Genomic DNA, 24,588 nt, shown 5'->3' with positions numbered 1-24,588 from the left:
ATGGACTTCCACCCGAGCGCGTGGAAGTTCAGGCCCACCCCGACGCCGCCACGCTCAGCCGCCGATGGACTTCCACCCGAGCGCGTGGAAGTTCAGGCCCACCCCGACGCCGCCACGCTCAGCCGCCGATGGACTTCCACCCGAGCGCGTGGAAGTTCATCCGGCGGCGCGTCAGCGGGTCCAGACGTACGGCGTCGTGGTGGTCACGGCGCGGAGGCCGGAGCGCTCGAGGATGGGGCGCGACATGTCGGTGCAGTCCGAGTTGATGTACCGCACGCCGCGGGCGACGGCGGACCTGGCGCGAGCGGTGACCAGGGCGCGGTAGATCCCGCGACCGCGGAACTCCGGCAGCGTCGAGCCGCCCCAGATGCCCGCGAACTCGGTGCCGGGCACGACGGCGAGCCGACCGGCGCAGACGACCTGCCCGTCGACCTCGGCGAGCCAGAGCTCCGTGTCGCCGCCCTCGAGGTCGGCCAAAGAGCTCTCCACCGACGGCCCGCGACCGCTGCCGAAGACCGACCCCTGCATGGCGAGCATCCGGGTGACGTCGTCACGCAGGTCGGCGCCGTCCCCCGCCTGTCGTACGACGATCCCGCCAGCAAGCGGAACATCGACGGCCAGCAGCGTGGCCTCGCCGATCATCACGGTCTCGCGCGGCTCGGCCTCGAAGCCGTGGGCGACGAGCCGGTCGCCGAGGTCGGCCGGCAGGTCGTGGCCGCGCGACTTCCACTCGAACGAGGCGACCTCCGTGTCGTCGCGGAAGTAGGCGATCGTCTCCTCGATGAGGGCGTCGAGGTCGGCGCCGTCGAGGCCGCCGAGGTCGCGGTAGGTGACGAACCCGCCGTGGTCGAAGACCGCCCACATCAGCGGGCCGTGGCTGACCACGCCGTCGACCTGGCCGACCTCACCCTCCCGCCGGAGCTGGTCGTCGTAGGCAGCGAGGAGGTGGTCGTCAGTCATGGCCGCAGCGTAGGTGCCGGGCCCGGGCGATCGCCTCCGGTTATGAGGTTGTCAGGCTCTCGCTGAACTTGTCGGCCCGTGCACCGCCTGACAAGTTCAGCGATCCCCGGTCAGCCGGGGATCACTGGTGGCGAGGCACACGTGGCCGGAATCACCGGAAATCAGGGTGAATCTCAGGGTTGTTCCCCTGCGGAAATCGCGCGCGAGGCCGCACACTTTCCTCGTGGTCCATCGGGGGAACCTGCGCCGGGTCGTCGGCACGTCAGTCGTCGTGGTGCTGCTCGCTGCCCTGATGGCGTTCTACGTCGCCGGCCGCGCGGGCGCGGGTCCGGCCCGCTGCCAGCAGCACCGGGAGGACTCCCGCGAGCGCGCGGGCATCGTCACCGGCGAGGGCGAGCCCGTGCTCGTGATCGGCGACTCGTGGTCGGTCGGCCTCGGCCAGGACGACCTCTCCCGCTCGTGGGCCTCCGAGCTCCCCGGCGAGGTGCACGTCGCCGGCTTCTCCGGGTCCGGCTTCAGCGCGAGGGCCAGCGGCTGCGGCCGCGTCTCCTTCCACGACCGGGCGCCCACGGCACTCTCCGTGCGTCCGGGACTCGTGGTCGTCGAGGGCGGCCTGAACGACTACGACCAGCCGGCGTCCGCGATCGACCGCGGCTTCCGCGACCTGATGGCCGACCTCGCCGGCCAGCAGGTCGTCGTCGTCGGGCCGGCCACCGCGCCCGCCCGCGCCGGCGCCGTACCCCGGGTGGACGAGCTGCTGGCCTCGCTGAGCGAGCAGTACGACGTCCCCTACGTCCAGACCAGTGACCTCGACCTGGACTACCTGGACGACCGGCTGCACCTCACCGAGGGCGGCCACCAGGAGTTCGGCCGCGTCGTGGCTGAGCGGATCGCCGCGGTTTCGCCGCACCGACCCGTCGTACTCCCTCGCTGAGATCGCTCTCACGCAACGGAATCCCGCGAAGCGCCGATTATCGGACAAGGGCCGCGGTTCTCGTTCGGGACGTGCATGTTCTCGCGTTGCACGAACCTGCAGTTCAGGGGTGATTGACGCACCCCCGACCGATTGCGAGTTTGTGCAGTGGTCCGCATCACCCAATCCATCCTCGGGCCTCTCGGCCTGAACTCACGATTGGAAATCCCCAAGTGAAGACAACCCGCCTGGCCGCACTGGCCGGTATCGCAGCGACAGCCGTCGCTGCGTCGTTCCTGGCACCGACCGCCACCCCGGCCGACGCCGCACCCTCCGCGGGCAACCCCCGCAGCGAGGCACAGCAGGCCGCAAGCGCCTGGGTGAAGGGTCACGGAAACGCGCTGGAGCGCGCTTCCCAGGACGCCTTCGTCCGCACCGGCACCTACTCCGGTGACGCCGACGTCTACTCCATGGCCTACGAGCGGACCCACGAGGGCCTGCGCGTGGTCGGCGGCGACTTCGTCGTCCTGGCCAACGGCGAGGGCCAGGTCGTCGGCACGTCCGTCGCCCAGGACGCGCCGGTCGACATCGCGAGCACCACCCCCTCCATCACCGCCGACCGCGCCACCACGGCCGCCGCCGGCCTGGCCGACAAGGGCGCGACCACGTCGACGCCCGAGCTGGTCATCTGGCACCGCGACGCCGGCACCAAGCTGGCCTACGAGGTCGAGGTGCGCGGCACCGACAAGGGCGAGGTCTCCTGGCAGAAGGCCTGGATCGACGCGAACACCGGCAAGGTGCTCGAGTCGCGCGAGCAGATCGCCCGCGGCACCGGCGCCGGCGCGTGGGAGGGCAACGTCACGATCCCGACCTCGGGCTCCGGCACGTCGTACTCCATGACCAACACGAACGCCACCACCCTCAAGTGCCAGGACGCCGCCAACAACACGACGTTCTCCGGCACCGACAACGCGTGGGGCAACGGTGTCGCGACCAACCGGGAGACCGGCTGCGTCGACGCGTTCTACAGCGCCGAGCAGGAGCGGCTGATGCTGGCCAACTGGCTCGGCCGCAGCGGCATGAACGGCTCGGGTGGCTGGGTGCCGATCCGCGTCGGCCTCAACGACGTCAACGCCTACTACGACGGCACGCAGGTCCAGATCGGCCACCGCCAGGGCACCAACGAGTGGATCGGCGCCATGGACGTCGTGGCCCACGAGTTCGGCCACGGCATCGACGACAAGACCCCCGGTGGCATCTCGGGTGGCGGCACGCAGGAGTTCGTCGCCGACACCTTCGGCACCGCGACCGAGTTCTACGCCAACAACCCTGCGGACCCGGCCGACTACACCATCGGCGAGGAGGTCAACCTGGTCGGCTCCGGCCCGATCCGCGACATGTCCAACCCGGGCAACGTCGGTGACCCGTCCTGCTACACCAGCTCGACCCCGAACTCCGAGGTCCACGCCGCGGCTGGCCCCGGCGACCACTGGTGGTACCTGCTCGCCAACGGCGGCACCTCCAAGTGCGACGGCACCTCGGTCTCCGGCGTCGGCGTCCAGAACGCGATGAAGATCATGTACAACGCGATGCTGATGAAGACCTCGTCGTCGTCGTACCTGAAGTACCGCACCTGGACCCTCACCTCGGCGAAGAACCTCGACTCCACCTGCGCGCTCTTCAACTCCACGAAGAACGCCTGGGACGCCGTCAACGTGCCGGCGCAGTCGGCTGACCCGACGTGCGGTGGCACCACCACGCCGCCCACCACCCCGCCGACCGGCGGCAACCTGCTGGCCAACCCGGGCTTCGAGTCCGGCGCCACCAGCTGGACCGGCACCTCCGGCCCGATCACCAACAACACCGGTCGTCCGGCCCGCACCGGCTCGTGGAAGCTCTGGCTCGGCGGCAACGGCTCGACCAGCACCGAGACGATCAACCAGTCGGTGAGCATCCCGGCCTCTGCCACGGCGGCGACCCTGTCGTACTGGATCCGCACCGACACCTCGGAGAGCGGCTCGACGGCGTACGACAACATGCGGGTGCAGGTGGTCGACGGGTCGACCGCCACGACGTTGCGCACCTTCACCAACGTCGGCACCAACGCGACCTACACGCAGTACTCGCACAACCTCCTCGCCTACAAGGGCAAGACGGTCACCATCCGCTTCACGATGACCGAGGACTCGTCGCTGCAGACCAGCTTCGTGGTCGACGACACCGCGCTGAACGTCTCCTGACGTCACGCAGCTCCTGACGGGGCGGGGCAGCACTGCTGCCCCGCCCCGTCTCCCTTTCACCGACCCTTGAGGAGACTCCATGCGTTCCCTTCGTACGACGGCCCTGTCCGCCGTCGCGGCCTCGGCCGTCGCCGCGTCGCTGCTCGCCGGCACCGGCTCACCCGCCGTCGCGGCCCCCTCGCCCGACCTCAGCGTCACCAACGTGACCGCGCACCTCCAGCAGCTGCAGAACATCGCCACCGCCAACGGCGGCAACCGCGCGACCGGCCGGCCCGGCTACAAGGCCTCGGTCGACTGGGTGAAGGCCAAGCTCGACGCGGCCGGCTACACCACCCAGATCCAGCAGTTCTCGACCTCGTCGGGGACGTCGTACAACCTGATCGCCGACTGGCCCGGGGGCGACCCGGAGCACGTCGTGATGACCGGCGCCCACCTCGACAGCGTCTCGGCCGGCCCGGGCATCAACGACAACGGCACCGGCTCCGCCTCGGTCCTCGAGGCCGCGCTGGCGTGGGCGTCGAGCGGCAACACCTCGCGCAACCACCTGCGCTTCGCGTGGTGGGGCGCGGAGGAGCAGGGTCTGCTCGGCTCCAACAAGTACATGTCGCTGCTGCCGACGGCCGACAAGGACCGCATCGACCTCTACATGAACTACGACATGGTCGGCTCGCCCAACCCCGGCTACTTCGTCTACGACGACAACGCGGCCGGCAACTTCGCGCGGGACACGATGACCGCCTACTACACGTCGAAGGGCATCCCCTGGGAGTACATCGACGTGCAGGGCCGTTCGGACCACGCGTCGTTCCGCAGCTACGGCATCCCGACGACGGGCATGTACTCCGGCGGCGAGGTCATCAAGACCAGCGCCCAGGCGCAGAAGTGGGGCGGCACGGCCGGCCAGGCCTTCGACGCCTGCTACCACCGGTCCTGCGACACGATCTCCAACATCAACACCACGGCGCTGGACCGCAACCTCGACATGATCGGCCACATGGTCTGGCTCTACGCCGACAAGGACTTCGGCACCAGCATCCCGCCGACCACGCCTCCGACCGGCGCGAACCTGCTGGCCAACCCGGGCTTCGAGTCCGGCGCGACCTCGTGGACCGGCACGTCGGGCCCGATCACCAACAACACCGGCCGCCCGGCGCGCACCGGCTCGTGGAAGGCCTGGCTCGGCGGCAACGGCAGCACCTCGTCGGAGAACATCGCGCAGAACGTCACCATCCCGGCCTCGGCCACGGCGGCGTCGCTGTCGTACTGGATCCGCACCGACACCAACGAGAGCGGCTCGACGGCGTACGACACCCTGAAGATGCAGGTCGTCAGCAGCGGCACCACCACGACGTTGAAGACCTTCAGCAACGTCGGCGCCAACGCGACCTACGCGCAGTTCAGCCACAGCCTGCTGGCCTACAAGGGCAAGACGATCACGGTGAAGTTCCTGATGAGCGAGGACTCCTCGCTGCAGACCAGCTTCGTCGTCGACGACACCTCGGTCACTGCTTCATAGGTGGTCGAGTAGCCGAGCGAGGAACGAGCGAGGCGTATCGAGACCCCTTCACCATGGGTCTCGATACGCCGCTCGCTGGCGCTCGCGAGCTACTCGACCAGCAGAGATGACCTACTCCGCGAGCCACGCCTCCCAGGCGTCGAAGGAGTAGGGCCGGCCGAGGAAGTCGGCGACGAGGTCGGCGGCGTCCTTGCGGCCGCCCTGCGCGAGGACGCGGTCGCGGTAGCGGCCGGCGACGTCGGCGTTGAACATGTCGTCGACGTCGAAGGCGGAGAACAGGTCCTTCGCGATGACGAGGGACCACATGTAGGTGTAGTAGCCGGACGAGTAGCCGTCGAGGTGCCCGAAGGCGGCGTGCATGTGCGCGCCCTCGAGCGGCGGGAAGACCGAGTAGCGACGCTGGAGCTCGTCGCCATAGGCCGTCAGGTCGTCGTGCTGCTGCGCGTGGAACCAGTAGGACCGGGCGGCGTACGACATCTGCTGGGCGGCGTGCGTGCCCTTGCCGAAGTGGTCGGCCCGGCGCATGGCCGCGACCAGCTCGGCCGGGATCGTCTCGCCGTCGGCGTTGCGGGCGAAGGTCGCGAGCACGTCGGCGTCCCACGCCCACTCCTCGAGCATCTGGCTCGGCGCCTCGACGAAGTCCCACTCGGTGGCCACGCCGGAGAACCGGATCCAGTCGCCCTGCCCGCCGAGCACGTGGTGCACGAGGTGGCCGAACTCGTGGAAGAGGGTGACCACCTCGTCGTGCTCCATCAGGCCGCGGCTGAAGTTGCAGACCAGGCCGCCCTCGGGGAGCTGGACGCCGGCGATGCCGCGGACCACGTCGAACTGCGCGGCGTGCTTGAACTTGCCCTCGCGCGGGTGGAGGTCGAGGTGGATGCGCCCGATCCGCCGGCCGTCGAGCCCGACGTCGTACGTCGCCACGTCCTCGTGCCAGGTGCCCGCCTCGGCGTGGTCGACGGGCGTCCACTCGAGGCCGAAGAGCCGGCCGGTGACGTCGAGGAGGCCCTGCCGGACCTGCTCGAACGGGAAGTAGGTGCGCACGACCTGGCCGTCGACGTCGTACTGCTCGCGGCGGACCAGCTCGGAGTAGTAGCGCGAGTCGTAGGTCGCCACCACGTCGGCGCCGGGCTCGTCGACGCGCTTGCGCTCGAGCAGCACCGCCAGCTCCTGGCCGGCGCGCTCGTTGGCCGCATCGCTGATCCGGTCGATGAACTCGGCGACGGCCGCACCGGTGCCGATCATCTTGACCTCGGTGTCGTAGTCCGGCCACGAGTCGTAGCCGAGCAGGCCGGCGGTCTCGCGCCGCACCGCGAAGATGTCCTGGAGGACCTGGTCGTTGGCCGGCCAGGCGACGTTGTTGGCCGCGAGGCTGAGGTCGCGGCGGGCGTCGGCGTCGGCGCCGAAGGTCACGAACGGCACGAGGTCGGGGTAGTCAGTGGTGATGGTGACGAGGCCCTCGTCGTCGGCCGGGTGGGCCTCGCGGTAGTCCGCGGGCAGGCCCTCGAGGCGCTCGGGCGCGATCCGGATCGACCGGACGTCGTCGCGGATGTTGCGACCGAAGTCCTGCGACAGCTTCACCCCGCGCTCGCTGAGCTCGCGGAGCCGCTCACGGGTCGTGTCGTCGCGGTCGACGCCGGCGCGGCGGAAGTCGCGCAGCGTGTGGTCGAGCACCCGGCGCGCGTCGTCGTCGAGGCCGTCGGCGGAGAGCGCGTCGAAGACGGCGAAGAGGTCGCGGTCGAGGCCGAGCTCGGTGACGTACTTCTGCACCTCCTGGCTCAGCTCGTCGGCCCGGTCGCGCACGGCGGGCTCGGGGTGGACCTCGGCCCACAGCGACACCGCGCCCGCGTTGGCGATCGCGGTCTCGGCACGGTTCCAGTCGGCCAGCACGGCCGACGCGTCACCGGAGCCGGCCTTCACCTGCTCGACCAGGCGTCGCGCCTCGGCCAGCTGTCCGTCGCAGTGCTCGCCGACCCAGGCGAGCCAGTCGCCGTCACCGGGGAGCTGGAGCGGGTCGGGCGCGATGTCGGTGTTCTGGGTCACGCTCCGAGACTAGGGCGTGCAGTCCAGCGGAATACCTCGCGGACCAGACGTGTAGGGACAGGTATGACTGTTCCGACCATCCAGCTCCACGACGGCACGTCCATCCCCCAGCTCGGCTTCGGCGTCTTCCAGGTGCCGCCGCCCGAGACCGCTGCCACGGTGACCAAGGCGCTCGAGGCGGGCTACCGCCACATCGACACCGCGCAGATGTACGGCAACGAGGCCGGCGTCGGCGAGGCGATCCGTGGTGTGGACCGCGACGAGCTCTACATCACCACCAAGCTCAACAACACCTTCCATCGCCCCGACGACGCGCGCCGCGAGATCGACGCCTCGCTGGAGCGCCTCGGCCTCGACCAGGTCGACCTGTTCCTCATCCACTGGCCGCTGCCGACGCGCTACGACGGCGACTTCGTGCAGACCTGGCGCGCGTTGATCGAGGCGCAGGAGGCCGGCAAGACCCGCAGCATCGGCGTCTCGAACTTCCAGCCCGCCCACCTCGACCGCATCGTCGAGGAGACCGGCGTCGTACCTGTCGTGAACCAGGTCGAGGTGCACCCGTTCTTCGCCAACGAGGACGTCCGCGCCGCGAACAAGAAGCACGGCGTGCTCACCGAGGCGTGGTCGCCGATCGCGCAGGGCAAGGTCGTCGACGACGACACCATCGGCGAGATCGCCTCCCTCGTGGGTCGTACGCCGGCCCAGGTGGCGCTCCGCTGGCACGTCCAGCGCGGCGACATCATCTTCCCGAAGTCGATGAACGCCGACCGGATGAAGCAGAACTTCGAGATCTTCGACTTCGAGCTCGAGCCGACCCACATGGCCGCCCTCGACGAGCTCGACCAGGGCGAGCCCGGTCGGATGGGCCCCAACCCCGACACCTTCGACTGGATCCCCTCCTGATCGATTCTGTGTCGGGCGGTGTGTGAGGGGGATTCCGGGGGCTCCGAATCCTCCTCACGCACCGCCGACGGGCGTGTCGTACGCGTGTCGCGCCTGGGGCGGTGCGTGAGACACCTTCCACCGGTCGAGAAGGCGCCTCACGCACCGCCCGAGCGACCACTTGAGAGGATGAGCGGGTGAGCTCGGGGGCGGCGGAGGACTTCAGGTTCCGCGACATCTGGCTGGTGGCGTACGGCCCCTCGATCGTCTCGGCGGTCGGGCACGGCGCGATGATGCCGGTGCTGGCGCTGCGGGCCCGCGACCTCGGCGCCGACGTCAGCGTCGCGGCCGCGATCGTGGCGATGCTCAGCGTCGGCATGCTCCTGGCGAGCCTGCCGTCCGGCGCTCTCATCGCCCGGATCGGCGAGCGGCGGGCGCTGATGGGAGCCGGGTTCCTCGACGCCGCGGCCATGACGCTCGCCGCGACGACCGAGTCCGTGGCGGCGCTCGCCGCGGCGGTGCTGCTCAGCGGCGTGTGCTGGACGCTGTTCCTGATCGCGCGCCAAGGCTTCATGATCGACGTCGTCCCGGCCACCCACCGGGCGCGGGCGATGTCGTTCCTCGGTGGCACCTACCGCGTCGGAGTCCTCGTCGGCCCGCTGATCGGTGCCGCCCTGATCAAGGTCTCCGACATCGCGAGCGTGTTCTGGCTCGGCGCGGTGAGCTCGATCTGCGCGGGCCTGCTCGCCGGCACGATGCCCGACCTCGGCGAGGCGAAGCGGGCGGCGGCGAGGCAGTCCGGGCACCTCCCGGTGTGGACGGTGATCCGCGAGCACCGCAGGCTGCTCGCCACGCTGGGCAGCGCGGTCGTCATCCTCGGCATGACCCGGTCGCTGCGGATGAGCCTGCTGCCGCTGTGGGCCGACCACGTGGGCCTGTCCGCCTCGACCACCTCGCTGATCTTCGCCGGAGCGGCCGCGATCGACGTCGCGCTGATGTGGCCCGGCGGCTGGCTGATGGACACCCGCGGCCGCCGGGTCGTCGCCGTACCCGTCGTGCTGTCGATGGCCGTGGCGTGCCTGCTCCTTCCGCTCGCCACGTCGGCGGTCACGATCGCGCTCGTCATGGCGCTCATCGCCGCCGGCAACGGGCTGGGCGCTGGGATCGTGATGACCCTGGGCGCGGACTCGGCCCCGGTCGACGGCCGCTCGCAGTTCCTCGGCGCGTGGCGGCTGTGCGGCGACATCGGCAACACCGGCGGACCGCTGCTGGTCAGCGCCGTCGCCGTCGTCGCGCCGCTCGCGACCGCCTGCCTGGCGGTCGGGGTGCTCGGCCTGGCCGGCTCGGTGTGGGTGGGCTACTGGACCGGCCGCGTGGACCGCGCCCGTGCCGCCGAGGCGATCGCCGAGGTCAGCCGACCGTCACGGTGATCTCGTTGGAGGTCGCGTCGGAGTCGGTGTCGACCACGCGGAACTTGTTGGGCCCGGGGCGGCTCGTCTGGACGTAGGTCGCGAAGGTGCCGCCGCTGACCGACATGGTCACCGGGAAGTCCGACCACTCGCCGTTCTCCATCCGCTGCACCTGCAGGATCGCGCCCTCGCCGGACTGGTAGGTGCCGGTGAGGTCGATCTGCTGCATCGGGCTCACCGACTGCTGGGTGGCCGACAGCGAGATGCCCTCGGCGGGCGCCTCGGAGGTCGACTCCTCCGTGCTGGGCTCGCTGGACTCCGTGGGCTCGGGGATCGAGCTGCCGGTGTCGGTCGGCTTGGGCAGGTCGAAGGTGGCCGACACGCTGCTGTCGTCGCTGGCCGACGTGCTCTCACCGATGCCGGCGGCCTTGACGCCGACGAGGACGGCGAGACCTCCGAGCAGACCGATGGCCACAGCGACGCCCACGAGGGCGACCAGCCCCGTCAGGACGGGACGGTTCTCGGTGTCCATGGAGACCTTTCAACCGGTGGGCACGGGCTCCGCCATTGTCCGTGATGGCCGGTTGCATGGCCAACCGGCGCCCACCCCACCCGGGCGTCGGACAGGATGGGCGCATGCAGTCACCGTTGCGACACGGCAGGGCGGCCCTCGGTACGACGATCGCCGGGGGCGCCCTCGCCGCGCTGTCTCAGGCGCCCGAGCGGGCTTCGCGCCTCCTCCGTCACCGCTACCCGACCGTCGCGGTCACCGGAATGACCGGCGTCGGCAAGACCCGGCTCGTCGACCGGCTGGCCCGGCGCGCCAGCACGCAGGCCGAGGGCGCCCAGGATGTCGGCTCGGCCGTCATGGAGCGTCGTACCCGCCGCGACGCGCGGATGCGCGGCTACCGCTTCCGCGTCGTCCCCGGCGAGAACGCCGCCACCCGCCTCGGCGCGCTCGACGAGGTCTTCCACGACGAGCCGGTCGACGGCGTGCTGCACGTGGTCGCCCACGGCCACGCCACCCCGCGTCGTACGGCCGGCACGACCGGCACGGCGGTCGCCACCCGCGAGGAGCAGCTGGCCGCCGAGCTCGAGGACTGGTCGATCACGGCCCACCGCATCGCCGGCATGGCCGTGCGCCGCGACCGCCCCACCTGGCTGATCATCGCGGTGACCAAGGCCGACCTCTTCGCCGACGACGTCGACGCGGCCGTCGACTACTACTCCCCCGGCAGCGGCTCGCCGTTCGGCGACAAGCTCGACGAGCTCCGCGCACTGGCCGGCGGCGCGAAGCTGTCGATCGACGTGCTGCCGGTCTGCTCGCAGGGCGGCGGCCGGAAGTCGTCCATGCCCGACAAGGCGTGCACCGACCTCCTCGGCCGGCTCGAGCTCCGGATGGCCCAGCTCAGCGGGCACGTCTGACGTGCGATCCGGGCGTCGGGTCCTCCTGCTCAGCGCAGCGGCGTACGTCGTCGCGCTGGTGTGGGCGGCGCTGGTCCTGCCCGACCGCGTGCCGGCTCACTTCGACGCCGCGGGTCGGGTCGACGACTGGTCGTCGCGCACGGGGCTGCTCGCGATGTTCGCGGTGGTCGGGCTCCTGGTCCTGGTCGGCATCCCGGTGCTCACGCGGTTGCTCGTCGCCGGCGACGGGACGTGGGTCAACCTGCCGCAGCGCTCGAAGGACTACTGGTTCGCGCCCGAGCGCCGCGCGGAGTTCCGGGAGCGGTTCGGCGACGACATGGAGGGCTTCAGCGCGTTCACCGGACTGCTGATGACCGCGGTGCTCGGCCTGACGACCTGGGTCGGGGCGACCGGCCGCGAGGAGCTCCCGTGGTGGGTCCTGGCCGGCCTCGTGGGGGTCTACCTCGCGCTGACAGCCGTGTGGACGGTGCGGCTGCTGCGGTCCTACCGGCCGCCGACCCCACCCTGACGGGCGCGGCGGTCCAGACCGCCGGAGCGTCGTAGTTCACAGTTTCACCACATCGCGTTTCGACTGCGTCCATCGGGGCAGAAGGTCGCCATGAGGCCGATCGCGATCAACCAGCGGGCGCTGCGGACCGCCAAGGAAGAGCTGGACTCCGCGCGCGAGGCGCTGAAGGACGCGCTCGGCGACGTCGACCACCCGGCCGACGACTTCCCGTGGCGCGACCTCATGGTCCAGGGCGTGCGCAGCCTCGTCGAGGACGCCGAGCAGGTCTCAAAGAAGTGCCGCACCCTCGCCTCGGCCATCGACGACTCGATCATCGACTTCGACGAGCTCGACTTCATGGTCGGCGAGGCCGCACAGGTCGCCGCGAAGCTCGACCAGGTGACGCCATGACCAAGGTCCTCGTCGACGCGATCGAGACCCAGCAGGACGGCCTGCAGTTCGGCGACCCGATCGGCTGCAGCTACCACTGGCTCGAGCCCGACAAGGTCGACTCCTACGGCGACTCCGTGCGCCGGCTCGCCACCAAGGTCGAGCTCGCCGTCGACGGCTTCGAGCGGACGGCCACCCTGTCGGAGGACGTCTTCGCCGGCGAGGCCGCCGACACGCTCCGCGAACGGGCCGGTCGCCGCCACGAGGAGTCGGCCACCGTGCGCGACAACCTCCGCGGCCTCGGGCGCGCCATCAACGCCTACTCCGACGTGCTGCGCCGCCACCGTGAGGGTCTCGAGCAGCTCCGCGCGTTCGCGACGAGCAAGGGCCTCGAGGTCCGCGACCACCGGATCTGGCCGCCCATCGAGACGCTCCCCGGCGACGCCACCCAGAAGCAGGCCGACGCGTGGGAGGCCGACTGGAAGGCCTACCAGGAGTGCTTCGACGCCAAGATCGAGCTGCGCGATGCCCGGCGGGCGAGCACCCGTGAGCTGATCAAGGCGCTCGCCGACTACGCCGACGTCCACCCCGACAAGGACAAGGCGAAGTTCGTCGCGGCCAACGCCAACCAGGTGCAGTTCGGCGAGCTGCGCCGCGAGGCCGCCGAGGAGGCGCGCGAGGCGGTCGAGGCCAACGACCGCGCCGACGCCGCGCACCGCACCGTCGACCAGCTCAAGCGCCGCGAGCAGAACTCCCTCGACCAGCTCGAGAAGATGGTCATCGAGGAGCGCTCGCCCGAGGAGATCCAGGCCCAGGCCGCCAAGGTGCAGGCCCTCCACAAGGAGCTCGTCGACGCGCGGGTCGAGGCCCACGACGCCCAGCAGGACGCCGACCGCGAGCAGGCCCAGGCCAACCGCGCGGCCCGCAACCTCGAGGCGGCCGAGTCGGGCAAGCCCCGCCTCGTCGTCGAGCGTGCCGACTGGCAGCCCGCGACCAACCTGCGCGACCGGCTCGGCTGACGTTCACCCCTCGCGCAGCTCGACGACCTCGTGGCGCGGGACCACGTTGTCACGCCGCGCCGAGCAGGTGAGCCGGTGCGTCGCCTCCCCCGCCACCCGTCGTACGACGACCAGGTGGGCGTGGCCGGCGACGTCGAACCGGGCCGTGGTCAGGTCGCCGTCGACCCGCACCGACCGGGCCACCACGTCGTCGAGACCGGTCAGGCCGAGCTCGCGACGCAGCGCGATGTCGGCGGCCTGGGCGCCCATCGGCAGGTCGGACCGGCCGCGGAGGTGGTCGAGCAGCACCTCACCCGTCGCCGTTGCGTCGGCCACCGCTGAGGCCGCGGCAGCGTCGAGCCCGCCGTAGTAGAGGCCGCGCGGCAGCACGACGAGGTTGCCGGCGAACCGGTCGCCGCCGACGTGCGAGGTCTCCCAGACGTCGTCCGCGTGGGGGCCGTCGGCCAGCGCGGCGGCGACCGGGCGGCCCAGCTCGGCGCAGCACGCGTCGTGGCGGCCGTGCGTGCAGATCGCGAGCAGCGGAGCCGCGTGGGGCTCGAGACCGAGCGAGCGGCCGGCGCCGAGCGCGGCGAGGTCGAGGTCACGCACCTGGTCGAGGTCGTCGAGGACGGCGGTCTCGGCCCACGAGTCGGGGCCGGCGGCCCGGCACGCGAAGACCCGGACCCCTCCGTCGGCGCGCCGGCCGTGGCGGCGTACGAGCAGGACGCGGACGCGGTGGCGACCGGCCGCCTCGCGCAGGTGGTCGCCCAGCCCGTCGGGGAGCCGGGCGTCACGGAGCGCGTCGGAACCCCACGGTCCGGCGTGCTCGACCAGCAGGAAGCTGCGCACGGTCGAGGCGGTGCCGGCCAGCTCGTCCCCGCGCTCCCGGCTGGCCGCGGCACAGCGGAAGTCGCTCACCGGACGACCTCGAGCAACCCTTCCCGGACCAGTCGCCGGCACAGCACCAGCGCACTCCCGGCGTCGAGCGGCAGGTCGCCCGGGGTGAGCTCGAGGTGGGTCGCGACGTGCTCGAGGGCGGGACGGATCCGCGCCGGCACGCGCAGCGCGCGGTCGCCGATGAGCACCCGGACCACGTCGCCGTGGTCGGCGAGCACGCACGGGCGGCCCGGGCGGCGGCGCAGTGCGGTGGTGGCGTCGAGTCCGGCGAGCGCCTCACGATCGAGCAGCGCACCCGGGAGGCGGGACGGTCGGCCGCCGAGGAACCGGTCGGACTGCTCGTGCGCGACGGCGGCCGGGTCGAGTCGTCGTACGGCATCGGCGAGGGCGGCGAGGTGGTCGCCGAGTCCCTCGGCCAGCCGGTCGGGGTCGTCCAGGTAGCCCGCGGGCAGGTGGTCGTCGGGGACCTCGTCGAGGAGCCGGGTCACCTCGCGGGAGACCAGGCTGCGCCACGTCAGCTGGTTGATGCCGATGGTGAGGTGGAGCGAGATCCCGTCCTGGGCGCGGGCGGCGTGCGGGGTGCCGGTCGGGAGGTAGGCCACGACGCCGGGCTCGAGCAGCAGCTCGCCCGGGCCGCCGTCGCCGTGGATCTCCCACAGCTTGGTGCCGTGGGTCTGCACGACGAAGACGTCGTGGGAGTCGGAGTGCACGGCGAAGCCCTGGGCGCCCGGCGGGGTGAGGTAGGCGTTGGCCTGGCAGGGGTGGCCGAGCTCGAGCTCAAGGTCGGCGATCAGGTCGCCGACGGGCGTCCAGTAGCGCTGGAGACCCTGGAGCACGATCGTGGCGCCCTCGTCGTGCAGGCGCATCAGCTTCACCGGGTCGACCAGGCCGGTGAGCGGCCTGCCGGCCAGGGTGCCGCCGCGGGTGTACGACGACTCGGGCAGCACCGAGCCGTCGTGCGCCACGCGGACAGCGGGGGTTCGGATCGCGGTCTCGGTCAGCAGGTGGTCGGCGTCGGCGAGCGAGAGGACCTCGGCGCCGAAGCCGGGGTCGGTGCGGTGGACGTGGACGCGCGACGCCCAGACCTTGTCGACGAAGGTCTGGGCGTCACCCGTCAGCCGGTCGAGGGCGCTCAGCCGTCGGTCCCGTCGGTGCCGTCGGCGTCGGTGGAGTCGCCGTCGGTGGAGTCGGTCGAGTCGCCGTCGGTGCCGTCGGCGTCCGTGGAGTCGCCGTCGGTCGAATCGGTGGAGTCGCCGTCCGTGCCGTCGGCGTCGCCGCCGTCGGTGCCGTCGGCATCGCCCGGAGCAGCAGGTACGCCGGTCGGGTCGGCGCCCTCGGTGGTGATCTCGTCGTCGCCCAGAGGGCTGTCAGGAGTCGTCGTCATGGATCCTCCTCGTCGTGCCGCGACGGACGGTCCGCCCCGGGCTACGCCTCGAGTGTCGTGCGCTCGACTCCCACCGTCCCACACCCCAGAGGGCGGGGTCACCGGGCCGGACGGACCTCGAACCTAGTGGTGCCCTTGACCTTGTCGTCGCCGCAGGACTGCCGCCGCGTCGGGCCGGGCACGGCGACCACCTCGTCGGCCGGATCGCCCCCGGCCAGCACGTGGAGCTCGCGGACCTGCTCGGCGCCCGGACGACCGGCACGACCGCGGACCCACTCGGTCGGCACCTCGCCGCGCTCGACCGCCTCGCAGGCGGCCAGGGCGGTGGCGGTGTCGAGACGGCCGAGGGTGAGCCCGCTGGGCAGCGCGAGCAGGGTGCCCGAGAACCGGTGGCCGCCGAGGTGCGTGGTCTCCCACGTGCCCTCCGGCCACTCCTGCGCGAGCAGCCCGGCGATCGGCCGTCCGATCTCGGCACAGCACCGGTCGCGCTTGCCGTTCGTGCAGACCAGCCACAGCGGGGCGTCGTACGACGGCAGGGTGGCGACGTCGAGGTCGAGCAGGTCCTCGGGCCGGTCGAGCACCGTGCCGCGGACGTCGTACCCCTCGTCGGTGGCGCGGGCGTGGAAGACGTGCGTGCCGGGGCCGGCGCCTCCGTCGTACCGGCGCAGGAGGAAGACCTTGAGGTCGAGCCCACCCAGGTGGTCGCGGACGGCCTCGGGCAGGCGGTTGTCGGCGAGGGCGTCCTTGCCCCACGGGCCGGGCGACTCGACCAGCAGGATCTCGGGGTCGGTCGGCGCGGTGCCGGCGATGGGCTCGTCGTCGGTGAGGCTGGCGAGCGAGCACCGGAAGTCAGGCATGGCGCCAGTCTGCCGGTCTGGTCGGACCGTCCCGTCAGGGGGAGCCGATGAGGAAGCCGACCGCCGAGATCCGGTCCCGGTCGTCGACCCACACCTGCACCGCTCCCATCTGGAGGCAGGCGTCGGCCGAGGCGGACAGCAGCGCAGAGGACCACCACAACCGGTCGACGAGGTCGGGCGGGATCGGGGCGGCCCGCACGAGGCAGTAGGCGCTCAGCCCGCGCGAGGGCTGGAGGAGGACCTCGGCGTCCATCCAGTCGAGGAGATTGATGGCAGCGAGCTCGGCGTAACCCGCCGGGAGGCGCCACGCGCCCCGGTCACCGGCCTCGGCCGCGGTCAGCCGGGCGACCTGCCGGCCGCCCTGCAGCAGGCGGACGTGCGGGGCGAAGGCGGGTGGCCCGCCCTCGCCCTTCGCCCACGCAAGGAACGCGCGGGCCAGCGGAGGCGCCGGCCGCGGCACGCACGAGGCGGCGGACGGCGTGCGCCCGAAGGTCAGCACCACCTCGCCACCACGAGCCAGGCGGGTGCCGGGCGCGGGCTGCTGGGCGACCACCAGTCCCTTCGACAGTCGGCAGTCGTGCACCACGTCGGCGCGGACGGTGAGGCCGTCGCCCTCGAGGAACTCGCGAGCGCTGCGGAACTCCACCGCCGTGAGGTCGGGGATCGTGACCGGGCGACCACGCGCGTCATCGCTCCGCGACGTGGTCGCCGACGGTGGGGCAGCGGCCGTGGCTGCGGTGCCGCTCCCGACGGGATCCCGGCCGGGATTCGTGGAGCACCCGAGGACCGCCAGGCACGTGACGAGGGCGAGTGCGACGACTCTCATGCTGGGGAGACGCGGGCGGAGCCGTCGAGGTTGCGTCTGGACGGCGTACGCCAGACCTTGGTGACACCGACGTCCGGTCCTGCCGATGACATGCCCGTACACCCGGGGCTCGGCGTGACGATGTCGTACATGTGTCCGAGAAGTTGCCCTCGATCCGTTGCACGGAGGGCGAGAAGTCGGACACGTGTGGCGTCCGCCACGACGTCAGGACCTCAGAGCAGGCCGCGCCGCCGGGCGACGGCGGCCGCCTCGGTGCGGGAGGCCGCGTCGAGCTTGGCGAGGATGTTGGAGACGTGCACCGAGACCGTCTTGGTGGCGATGAACAGCTGCTTGCCGATCTCGCCGTTGGACCGTCCCTCCGCGACGAGGGCAAGGATCTCGGCCTCGCGCGGGGTCAGCGTCGCTACCTCGGACGCCGTGGCCGGAGCGGGCGCGGACCCCTGCGCGGTGAGCTCGGCGAGGAGCGGCTCGGCCCGCATCGCGTGCGCCGACTCGCGCGACAGGTCGCCCGCCTCCCGGGCGCCCGCGGCGTCGCCGGCGGCGCGCAGCACGCCCGAGAGCCGGACCCGGGTCTGGGCGATCTCGGGCACGCTGCCGTAGGCGAGGGCGGCCTCCTCGGCCGCGCGCCAGGCCTCCACGAGCTCCTCGCTCGACGGCGGCTCGACCTGCGCCAGCCAGCGCCAGCGCAGGTGCTCGGCGGTGCGGCGCGCGACCCACATGCGGTATTCGGGGCCGCGGCTGGCTTCGTAGCGGGCGTAGAAGTCGATGACTCGGCCGCCGTCGGACATCAGCCGGTCGACGGCCGCGCGGGCCCGCTCGCGTTCGTCGGCGGACTGGTGGGCGGCGGCGCCTGCGAACACGCCGACCACCAGCGTGGCGAGGCGGAGGCGGGCCTGGAACCACTCGTGCCAGAGGGGTACGACGCTCGCGACCACGTCGTCGTACACCCCGAGCGCGGCGGCGGGATCGCCGGTCGCGGAGGCCTGCAGGATCTCGGTCGTGCCGGCGGTGATCGCCGTGATGCCGTCGGTGCCCCAGTGCTCGCGGAGCCGCTCGAGGGCGTTGTCGCTGTGCGGCTTGCCGCGCAGGCCGAACTGCACGAGCACCTGGTGGGCGAAGTACATCCACTCGTAGACCATCGGCGGGTCCTGCCCGCTGACGTCGAGCGTGCGCCAGGCGTCGCTGAGCCGCCCCTGGTGGGTCAGCGCGACGGCCAGCAGCAGCCGCGCCTCGGCGGGGTAGGGCGACCAGGTCAGGCCGCCGACGTCGCTGCGGGCGATCAGCTCGCGGTAGATCTCCACCGCACCGTCGAGGTCGCCGCGGTCGTGGAAGAGGCGGCCGAGGAAGTAGAGCGCCCGCAGCTCGGGCTCGATCAGGCCGGCCTTGCGGGCGCGCTCGGCGGCGGCGCGCCACCCGGTGCCGGGATCCTCGCCACCGGCCGGGTCGAGGCCGGCGAGAGTCGTGTGGAGCTCGACGGCGAGGCTGGTGAGGTCGTTGCGCTCGGCGATCTCGAGGGCCTCGAGCGCGGCCGTGCGCGCCTCGTCGGCGCGCCAGTTGCCGAGGGACTCGGCATGGACGAAGAGCGCCCGGGCGAGCAGCTTGGGCGGTCCGTCGCGCAGCAGGTCGACGGCCTCGGCGGCGGTCTCGCGCGGCGACTCGGTCGTGTCGGTGAGCATCAGCGCCTGCGCCACCGCGGTGAGCAGCTGGCCGCGGTCGACGTCGGAGGTGTCGGGCGCGAGGCAGGCGATGCGCGAGCGCAGCACCTTCACCGCCTTCGGCACCCGGCCGGCGGCGATCAGCGCCTCCGCGCACCGGCGGGCCAGGGAGTGGGCGTCGATGTCGGTGATCGGCGTGCGCGAGGTGTCGATCAGCTCGAGGGCGTCGAGGAAGTGGGTGGCCGCCTCGGAGGGACCGCCCACGGCCAGCGCCTCCTCGCCCGCCTCGATGGACGCACGGATCGCGACGGGCCGGTCGTCGGCGCGCCGGGCGTGCTGGGCGAGCTCGGCGGCGGTGCCGACCGCGCGCCCCTCGCCGAGCGCCGACACGAAGTCGGCGTGGAGGCGGACCCGCTCGCCGGGCAGCAGGTCGTCGTAGACCGCCTCGCCGAGCAGCGCGTGGCGGAACGCGTACGTGCCTCCGCGCGAGGCGACCAGCACGTTGGCCTCGACGGCGTCGCGCAGCGCGGCCTCGAGGTCGGTGGGGTCGAGGTCGGAGACGGCCGCGAGCATCCCGTGGCTCACCTGGCGCCCGGCGACGGACACCAGGCGGACCACGCGACGGGTGGTCTCACCGAGGCGGTCGAGGTGGACCAGCAGCACGTCGGCGAGCTCGCCCGGCACCTGGCCGGACCACGCGGCCCCGACGAGCTCCTCGACGAAGAACGGGTTGCCCTCGGCGCGGTCGACGATCGAGGTGTATTCAGCCTCGGACATGGTGCCGGGGCGCAGCGCGCGCACGAGACGTCGTACGTCGTCGTCGGGGAGGGGGTCGACCTGGAGTCGGTCGACGCCGCGCAGGCGCATCCACTCGGCCACCTGGCGGCGGAGCGGGTGGCGGCGGTGGAGGTCGTCGGCGCGGTAGGAGACGACGAGCGCGACGCCGGGGACCGGGCGGGAGAAGAGGAAGCTGAGCATGTCGCGGGTGGACTCGTCGGCCCAGTGGGCGTCCTCGACGACGACGAGGACGGGCGCCTGCTCGGCGACGGCGGAGAGGAGGTCGCCGAACGCGTCGTAGACGTTGCCGCGGTCGAGGGCCTGGTCGCCCGACGCGGTCTCGCTGCTGCGGATCCGGCGGCCCGGCTGGAGGCGCGCCAGCGTCGGGTGCTGCTCGAGCACCCGGGCCGTGACGTCGGGCAGGTCGGCCATCAGCCGCCCGAGGATCTCGGTGAAGGGGAGGTAGGGCAACGAGCTGTCGGCGAGGTCGAGGCAGTGGCCGGCCACGACCTGCCAGTCGGCCTCGAGCGCGGTGTCGCGCAGCGCCATGATCAGGCGCGTCTTGCCGACCCCCGCGTCGCCGGCGACGAGCATCGCGCGCGCGGACGGATCGCCCCCGGACGCGCGAATGCCGAGCTGGGTGGTCAGTTCCTCCAGCTCGGCATCGCGTCCGATGAGATCGGTGGTCCGCAGCGTCGGCACGCTCGACATTGTGTCGTGCTCGTCCGACAACGTCGCACCGATCGCGGTGCGGGTCACTTCTTCTTGATGTCGTCGCCGCGGGTGGGGCGGGTCCAGCGGTGGATCAGCCCGTAGTCGCGGCGCACCTTGTCCTGTCGGTACGAGATCTCGGCACCCAGGAAGCTGTCGGTGTTGAACATGTGCTTCTCCTCATCTCAGGGTCCTTTCTGGACCGTGAGGAGAGATTCCGTCGCTGAGGTAGGCACGGACATCGGGTGCGTGCCCTATTCACGCTCGGCGGGGTACCTCAGATGCGGCCTCAGGCGGCGTACGGGCGCGTCTGAGGTAGCCGCCTCGTGGGGTAGTCCAGTGACGAGTTGTCCTCTGGTCTCGGTAGTCCAGTGGCGAGTGGTCGTCGGAATGGCCGTCTGACAGCCATTCGCCACTGGACTACCCCGAGACGACGGGACGACCCTGCTGCCAGACCCCGGAGACGAGCGGAACGCCGGGGCGGTAGGCCAGGTGGACGTACGACGGCGCGTCGAGGAGGACGAGGTCGGCGGCCTTGCCGGGGGCGAGCACGCCGACGTCATTGCGGTCGAGCGCGGCCGCCCCCATGGCCGTCGCGGCGTGCAGCGCCTCGGCCGGACTCATCCGCATCTCGCGGACCGCCAGCGCGATGCACAGCGCCATCGAGGAGGTGAAGCACGAGCCCGGGTTGCAGTCGCTGGCGAGCGCGACGCGGACGCCCACGTCGATCAGCCCGCGCGCGTCGGGATAGGGCTGGCGGGTGGAGAACTCGACGCCCGGCAGGAGGGTCGCGATGGTCCTTGAGTCTCGGAGAGACTCAACGTCGAGGGTGCTCAGGAAGGTGCAGTGGTCGACCGCCGCCAGGCCGAGCTCGCAGGCCAGCTGCACGCCCTTGCCGTACGTCAGCTGGTTGGCGTGGAGCCGCCCGCGCAGGCCGCTGTCGGACCCCGCGGTCAGGATGGTGCGGGCCTGGTCGACGTCGAAGGCGCCGTCCTCGCAGAACACGTCGATCCACCGGGCGTGCGGTGCTGCCGCCGCGAGCATGGGGCCGGTGACGAGGTCGACGTAGTCCTCGGGGGTGGTGTCGGCGGGGACGACGTGGGCACCGAGGAACGTGGTCTCGTCGGTGAACTGCCGGGCCACCGCGAGGCTGCGGGCCTCGTCGGGCACCGACAGCCCGTAGCCGCTCTTGATCTCCACGGTCGTGGTGCCCTGCGCGCGCATCTCGGCGACGAGCCGGGCGACGTGAGACGTGAGCTGCTCGTCGCTCGCTGCCCGGGTCTTCGCGACCGTGGTGCGGATGCCGCCGGCGGTGTAGGGCTCGCCGATCATCCGTGCCTCGAACTCCGCCGACCGGTCGCCGGCGAAGACGAGGTGGCTGTGCGAGTCGACGAAGCCGGGGATGACCGCGCGTCCGCCGGCGTCGACCTGGACGTCCGCGTCGGGCGCCTCGGCGGCGGGGCCGACCCAGGCGATCCGGCTGCCGTCGACCACGACCGCCGCGTCGTGGAGCAGGCCCAGGAGCCCGTCCCGTTCGGGGTCGTTGGTGGCCAGCTCGCCGATGTTCGTGATGACCGCGGTGCTCATCCCCAGATCCTCCCGATCACGTCGTCCAGCTCGCGCCCGATCTCGGCCCGGTCGCCGTCCTCCACGATCCACCGGCCACCTGCCATGACACGTCGTACGTCCTCGGCGGCGGCCGCGAAGACGACGGTGTTCTCGTCGCGGCCCGTGCCCGCGGTGCGCGGCGAGACCGGGTCGAGGACGACGAGGTCGGCCCGCCTGCCGACCGCGATCGCGCCGGCGTCGTCCCACCCGAGCGAGGCGTGGCCGTCGGTCGTCGCCGCGGCCAGCAGCTCGCCCGCGGTCCAGTGGCCGCGCTGCTGGGTGGCCAACCGCTCGTCGAGCTCCACCGCGCGCATCTCCTCGAAGAGGTCGATCACGGCGTGGCTGTCGCTGCCGAGGGTCAGCCGCGCGCCGGCGTCGTGGAGGCGCCGCGAGGGGCCGATGCCGTCGCCGAGGTCGCGCTCGGTGGTCGGGCAGAAGGACGCGTAGGTGCCCGCGCCGCCGATGAGCGCGATGTCGTCGTCGGTCAGGTGGGTCGCGTGGACCAGCGAGGTGGTGGGCCGGAGCAGGTCGTGGTCGGCGAGCAGCCGCGCGGGCGTGACGTCGTACGCCTCGAGGCAGGCGTCGTTCTCGGCGACCTGCTCGGAGAGGTGCACGTGGAACGGCCGGTCACCGACCCACGCAGCGACGGCGTCGAGGTCGGCGGCGGGCACGGCTCGCACGGAGTGGACCGCCGCCCCGACCCGCTCCGTGGGCGACGTGCGGGCGAAGCGCGCCTCGAGCCCGCTCACCCGATCGGTCCAGGCCTCGACGGAGCCGTCGCTGTAGCGCACCTGCGCGCCCTCCGGCGCCGCGCCGAAGCCCGAGGACAGGTAGAGCGTGTCGAGCAGGGTGATCCGCACACCTGCCTCGCGGGCGGCGTGCACGAGCGCCTGACCCATCTCGTTGGCGTCGGGGTAGCGGGTGCCGTCGGGCTGGTGGTGGAGGTAGTGGAACTCCCCGACGCAGGTGATCCCGGCGGCCGCCATCTCGCGGTAGGTCGCCCGGGCGAGGGCGAGGTAGGTGTCGGGGTCGAGCCGCGCGGCGACGTCGTACATCTGGTCGCGCCAGGTCCAGAACGTCCCGCGCTCGCGCTGCGTCCGGCCGCGCAGGGCGCGGTGGAAGGCGTGGCTGTGGGTGTTCGCGAGGCCCGGCACGACCAGGCCGCGGACCGGGATGGCCCGCGGCGGGTCGGCGTCGGGGGTGACCGAGGTGAACCGGCCGCCCTCGACCTCGACGAGGACGTCGTCGCTCACCGCGCCGCCGATCCACGCACGCTCGAGGAGGTACGACGTCATGCGCCCGCCAGCTCGACCAGCACGTCGGCGAGCGCCTCGACGCCGGCCAGGCAGTCGGCGGTCTCGGCGTGCTCGTCGGGCGAGTGCGAGACGCCGGTCGGGTTGCGCACGAAGACCATCGCGGTGGGGATGCCGGCGTCGGACAGGATGCCCGCGTCGTGCCCCGCCTGCGTCGGGATGACCGGCCAGCCCCCGAGCGACGCGAGTCGGGTCGCGAGGTCGGCGTCGAAGGCCACCGACCCGGAGACCGACTCGGCGGTGACGGTGAGCCCGGTGCCGTCGCGCCCGGCGCGGTCCTCGGCCTGACGCTCGATCGACGCGACCAGGGAGGCGAGGGCATCGTCGGAGGAGGCGCGCGCGTCGAGCCAGGCCGTGACGAGCGAGGGCACGGCGTTGGTGCCGTTGGGCTCGACCGCGACCCGGCCGAAGGTGGCCCGCTGCTCGGCGAGGCGGGCCTGCTTGTTGGCGGCCAGGGCCGTCATCGCGTAGGTCAGCATCGGGTCGTGCCGATCCTCCATGCGCGTGGTGCCGGCGTGGTTGGCCTGGCCGGCGAAGTCGAAGCGCCAGCGGCCGTGCGGCCAGATCTCGCTGGCAAGGCCGACGGCGACGTCGCGGTCGACGAGGTCGCGGCCCTGCTCGACGTGCAGCTCGACGAAGGTGCCGACCCGGTCCAGCGACAGCAGCCCGGCCGACGGGTCGAGGCCGGCGTCGGCGATCGCGTCGGCGAGGAAGACGCCGTCGCGGTCGCGCAGCTCCTTCGCCTGGTCCCACGTCGTCGCACCGGTCACCAGCCGCGAGCCGAGGCAGGCCCGGCCGAACCGGGAGCCCTCCTCCTCGACGAAGACGCCGATCCCGATCGGCCGCTCGGGCTCGACGCCACGGGCCCGGAGGGTGTCGACGGCCGCGAGGGCCGAGGCGACGCCGAGCGGGCCGTCGTACGCGCCGCCGTCGAGGACGGAGTCGAGGTGCGACCCGGTGAGCACGCCGGGCAGGTCCGACTCGCCCCACCAGGCGACCTGGTTGCCGATGCCATCGGTCTCGACGGTCAGCCCGCGGGCGGCGCACTCCTCGGCGAACCACGCGCGCAGCTCGGACTCGGCCGACGTCCAGGGCTGGCGGAAGTAGCCGCCCGAGGTCGCCGAGCGACCCACCGGCGACAGGTCGCGCCACATCTCCTCGAAGGCCATGGGCCAAGTCCATCGACATCCTCGACCCGGGTCAACGAGGACGCCCGGCAAGTCGTCTCGGATCCCAGACGCCGTGGCTTCCGTCAAGCCGGGCGCTCCGCCGCTGTAACGCCCTGTTACTACCTGTA

General features: G+C 72.4%; 22 protein-coding genes. 9 read left to right on the top strand and 13 right to left on the bottom strand.

Going from position 1 to position 24,588, the window contains the following annotated elements; genetic code table 11:
• Positions 1-171: 171 nt before the first annotated feature.
• Positions 172-960 carry a GNAT family N-acetyltransferase gene (locus tag J2X46_RS12155; RefSeq protein WP_310250682.1) on the bottom strand — a complete coding sequence of 263 codons (789 nt, stop codon included), beginning with the start codon at positions 958-960 and terminating at the stop codon, positions 172-174.
• Between the two features lie 223 nt (positions 961-1,183).
• Between J2X46_RS12155 and J2X46_RS12150 the strand changes: the two genes are divergently transcribed.
• From J2X46_RS12150 to J2X46_RS12140, 3 genes are all read left to right on the top strand, one after another.
• Entirely contained in the window at positions 1,184-1,894 is a 711-nt protein-coding gene (locus J2X46_RS12150; RefSeq protein ID WP_310250679.1) for an SGNH/GDSL hydrolase family protein, read from the top strand.
• A gap of 212 nt (positions 1,895-2,106) precedes the next feature.
• The gene (locus J2X46_RS12145) at positions 2,107-4,113 is read left to right on the top strand and encodes a M4 family metallopeptidase (protein WP_310250676.1); all 2,007 of its coding nucleotides are present in this window, start codon (positions 2,107-2,109) and stop codon (positions 4,111-4,113) included.
• Positions 4,114-4,192: 79 nt separating this feature from the next.
• Entirely contained in the window at positions 4,193-5,629 is a 1,437-nt protein-coding gene (locus J2X46_RS12140; RefSeq protein WP_310250673.1) for a M28 family metallopeptidase, read from the top strand.
• Positions 5,630-5,740: 111 nt separating this feature from the next.
• Here the strand turns inward: J2X46_RS12140 and J2X46_RS12135 are convergent, their stop codons facing one another.
• A complete protein-coding gene (locus J2X46_RS12135; protein WP_310250670.1) occupies positions 5,741-7,672 on the bottom strand; it encodes a M3 family metallopeptidase in 1,932 nt (643 codons plus the stop codon).
• Between the two features lie 63 nt (positions 7,673-7,735).
• Between J2X46_RS12135 and J2X46_RS12130 the strand changes: the two genes are divergently transcribed.
• Positions 7,736-8,575 carry an aldo/keto reductase gene (locus J2X46_RS12130; protein ID WP_310250667.1) on the top strand — a complete coding sequence of 280 codons (840 nt, stop codon included), beginning with the start codon at positions 7,736-7,738 and terminating at the stop codon, positions 8,573-8,575.
• Positions 8,576-8,751: 176 nt separating this feature from the next.
• Positions 8,752-9,984 carry an MFS transporter gene (locus tag J2X46_RS12125; RefSeq protein WP_310250664.1) on the top strand — a complete coding sequence of 411 codons (1,233 nt, stop codon included), beginning with the start codon at positions 8,752-8,754 and terminating at the stop codon, positions 9,982-9,984.
• Here the strand turns inward: J2X46_RS12125 and J2X46_RS12120 are convergent.
• A complete protein-coding gene (locus tag J2X46_RS12120) occupies positions 9,965-10,495 on the bottom strand; it encodes a hypothetical protein (protein ID WP_310250662.1) in 531 nt (176 codons plus the stop codon). The two genes, J2X46_RS12125 and J2X46_RS12120, sit on opposite strands and share 20 nt — an antisense overlap.
• Before the next feature lie 104 nt (positions 10,496-10,599).
• On the opposite strand from J2X46_RS12120, the gene J2X46_RS12115 reads away from it, so the two are divergent.
• The 4 genes from J2X46_RS12115 to J2X46_RS12100 all read left to right on the top strand — a co-directional run bounded on the left by J2X46_RS12115 (position 10,600) and on the right by J2X46_RS12100 (position 13,284).
• Positions 10,600-11,388: a hypothetical protein gene (locus tag J2X46_RS12115; protein ID WP_310250659.1), complete on the top strand. Its 789-nt coding sequence runs from the start codon at positions 10,600-10,602 to the stop codon at positions 11,386-11,388.
• A gap of 1 nt (position 11,389) precedes the next feature.
• Complete coding sequence (locus J2X46_RS12110) at positions 11,390-11,896, top strand: DUF1648 domain-containing protein (RefSeq protein ID WP_310250656.1); 507 nt, start codon at positions 11,390-11,392, stop codon at positions 11,894-11,896.
• Between the two features lie 90 nt (positions 11,897-11,986).
• Complete coding sequence (locus J2X46_RS12105; protein ID WP_310250653.1) at positions 11,987-12,286, top strand: hypothetical protein; 300 nt, start codon at positions 11,987-11,989, stop codon at positions 12,284-12,286.
• Entirely contained in the window at positions 12,283-13,284 is a 1,002-nt protein-coding gene (locus J2X46_RS12100) for a hypothetical protein (RefSeq protein WP_310250650.1), read from the top strand. Before J2X46_RS12105 ends, J2X46_RS12100 begins: the two co-directional genes overlap by 4 nt.
• A 3-nt stretch (positions 13,285-13,287) precedes the next feature.
• Here the strand turns inward: J2X46_RS12100 and J2X46_RS12095 are convergent, their stop codons facing one another.
• The 10 genes from J2X46_RS12095 to J2X46_RS12050 form a co-directional block, all read right to left on the bottom strand.
• Positions 13,288-14,181: a sucrase ferredoxin gene (locus J2X46_RS12095; RefSeq protein WP_310250647.1), complete on the bottom strand. Its 894-nt coding sequence runs from the start codon at positions 14,179-14,181 to the stop codon at positions 13,288-13,290.
• On the bottom strand, positions 14,178-15,125 hold the full coding sequence (locus tag J2X46_RS12090; RefSeq protein WP_310250644.1) for a JmjC domain-containing protein: 948 nt from the start codon (positions 15,123-15,125) through the stop codon (positions 14,178-14,180). Before J2X46_RS12090 ends, J2X46_RS12095 begins: the two co-directional genes overlap by 4 nt.
• A gap of 167 nt (positions 15,126-15,292) precedes the next feature.
• Positions 15,293-15,544: a hypothetical protein gene (locus tag J2X46_RS12085; protein WP_310250641.1), complete on the bottom strand. Its 252-nt coding sequence runs from the start codon at positions 15,542-15,544 to the stop codon at positions 15,293-15,295.
• A gap of 98 nt (positions 15,545-15,642) precedes the next feature.
• Positions 15,643-16,401, bottom strand: a complete 759-nt coding sequence (locus J2X46_RS12080) for a sucrase ferredoxin (protein ID WP_310250639.1) — start codon at positions 16,399-16,401, stop codon at positions 15,643-15,645.
• Positions 16,402-16,435: 34 nt separating this feature from the next.
• Entirely contained in the window at positions 16,436-17,227 is a 792-nt protein-coding gene (locus tag J2X46_RS12075; protein WP_310250636.1) for a PASTA domain-containing protein, read from the bottom strand.
• Between the two features lie 212 nt (positions 17,228-17,439).
• On the bottom strand, positions 17,440-20,361 hold the full coding sequence (locus J2X46_RS12070) for an AAA family ATPase (RefSeq protein WP_310250634.1): 2,922 nt from the start codon (positions 20,359-20,361) through the stop codon (positions 17,440-17,442).
• Between the two features lie 53 nt (positions 20,362-20,414).
• Positions 20,415-20,540: a hypothetical protein gene (locus J2X46_RS12065; RefSeq protein WP_310250632.1), complete on the bottom strand. Its 126-nt coding sequence runs from the start codon at positions 20,538-20,540 to the stop codon at positions 20,415-20,417.
• A gap of 250 nt (positions 20,541-20,790) precedes the next feature.
• On the bottom strand, positions 20,791-21,957 hold the full coding sequence (gene hutI, locus J2X46_RS12060) for an imidazolonepropionase (protein ID WP_310250630.1): 1,167 nt from the start codon (positions 21,955-21,957) through the stop codon (positions 20,791-20,793).
• Positions 21,954-23,273, bottom strand: a complete 1,320-nt coding sequence (locus J2X46_RS12055) for a formimidoylglutamate deiminase (RefSeq protein WP_310250627.1) — start codon at positions 23,271-23,273, stop codon at positions 21,954-21,956. Before J2X46_RS12055 ends, hutI begins: the two co-directional genes overlap by 4 nt.
• On the bottom strand, positions 23,270-24,460 hold the full coding sequence (locus J2X46_RS12050; protein WP_310250625.1) for an allantoate amidohydrolase: 1,191 nt from the start codon (positions 24,458-24,460) through the stop codon (positions 23,270-23,272). Before J2X46_RS12050 ends, J2X46_RS12055 begins: the two co-directional genes overlap by 4 nt.
• Positions 24,461-24,588: the final 128 nt, after the last annotated feature.

It is taken from the genome of Nocardioides sp. BE266, assembly GCF_031457855.1.
In the GTDB taxonomy this organism is placed as follows: domain Bacteria; phylum Actinomycetota; class Actinomycetes; order Propionibacteriales; family Nocardioidaceae; genus Nocardioides.
Note: the sequence above shows the minus strand (reverse complement) of the source record. Positions and strands in the feature narration are given on the sequence as shown.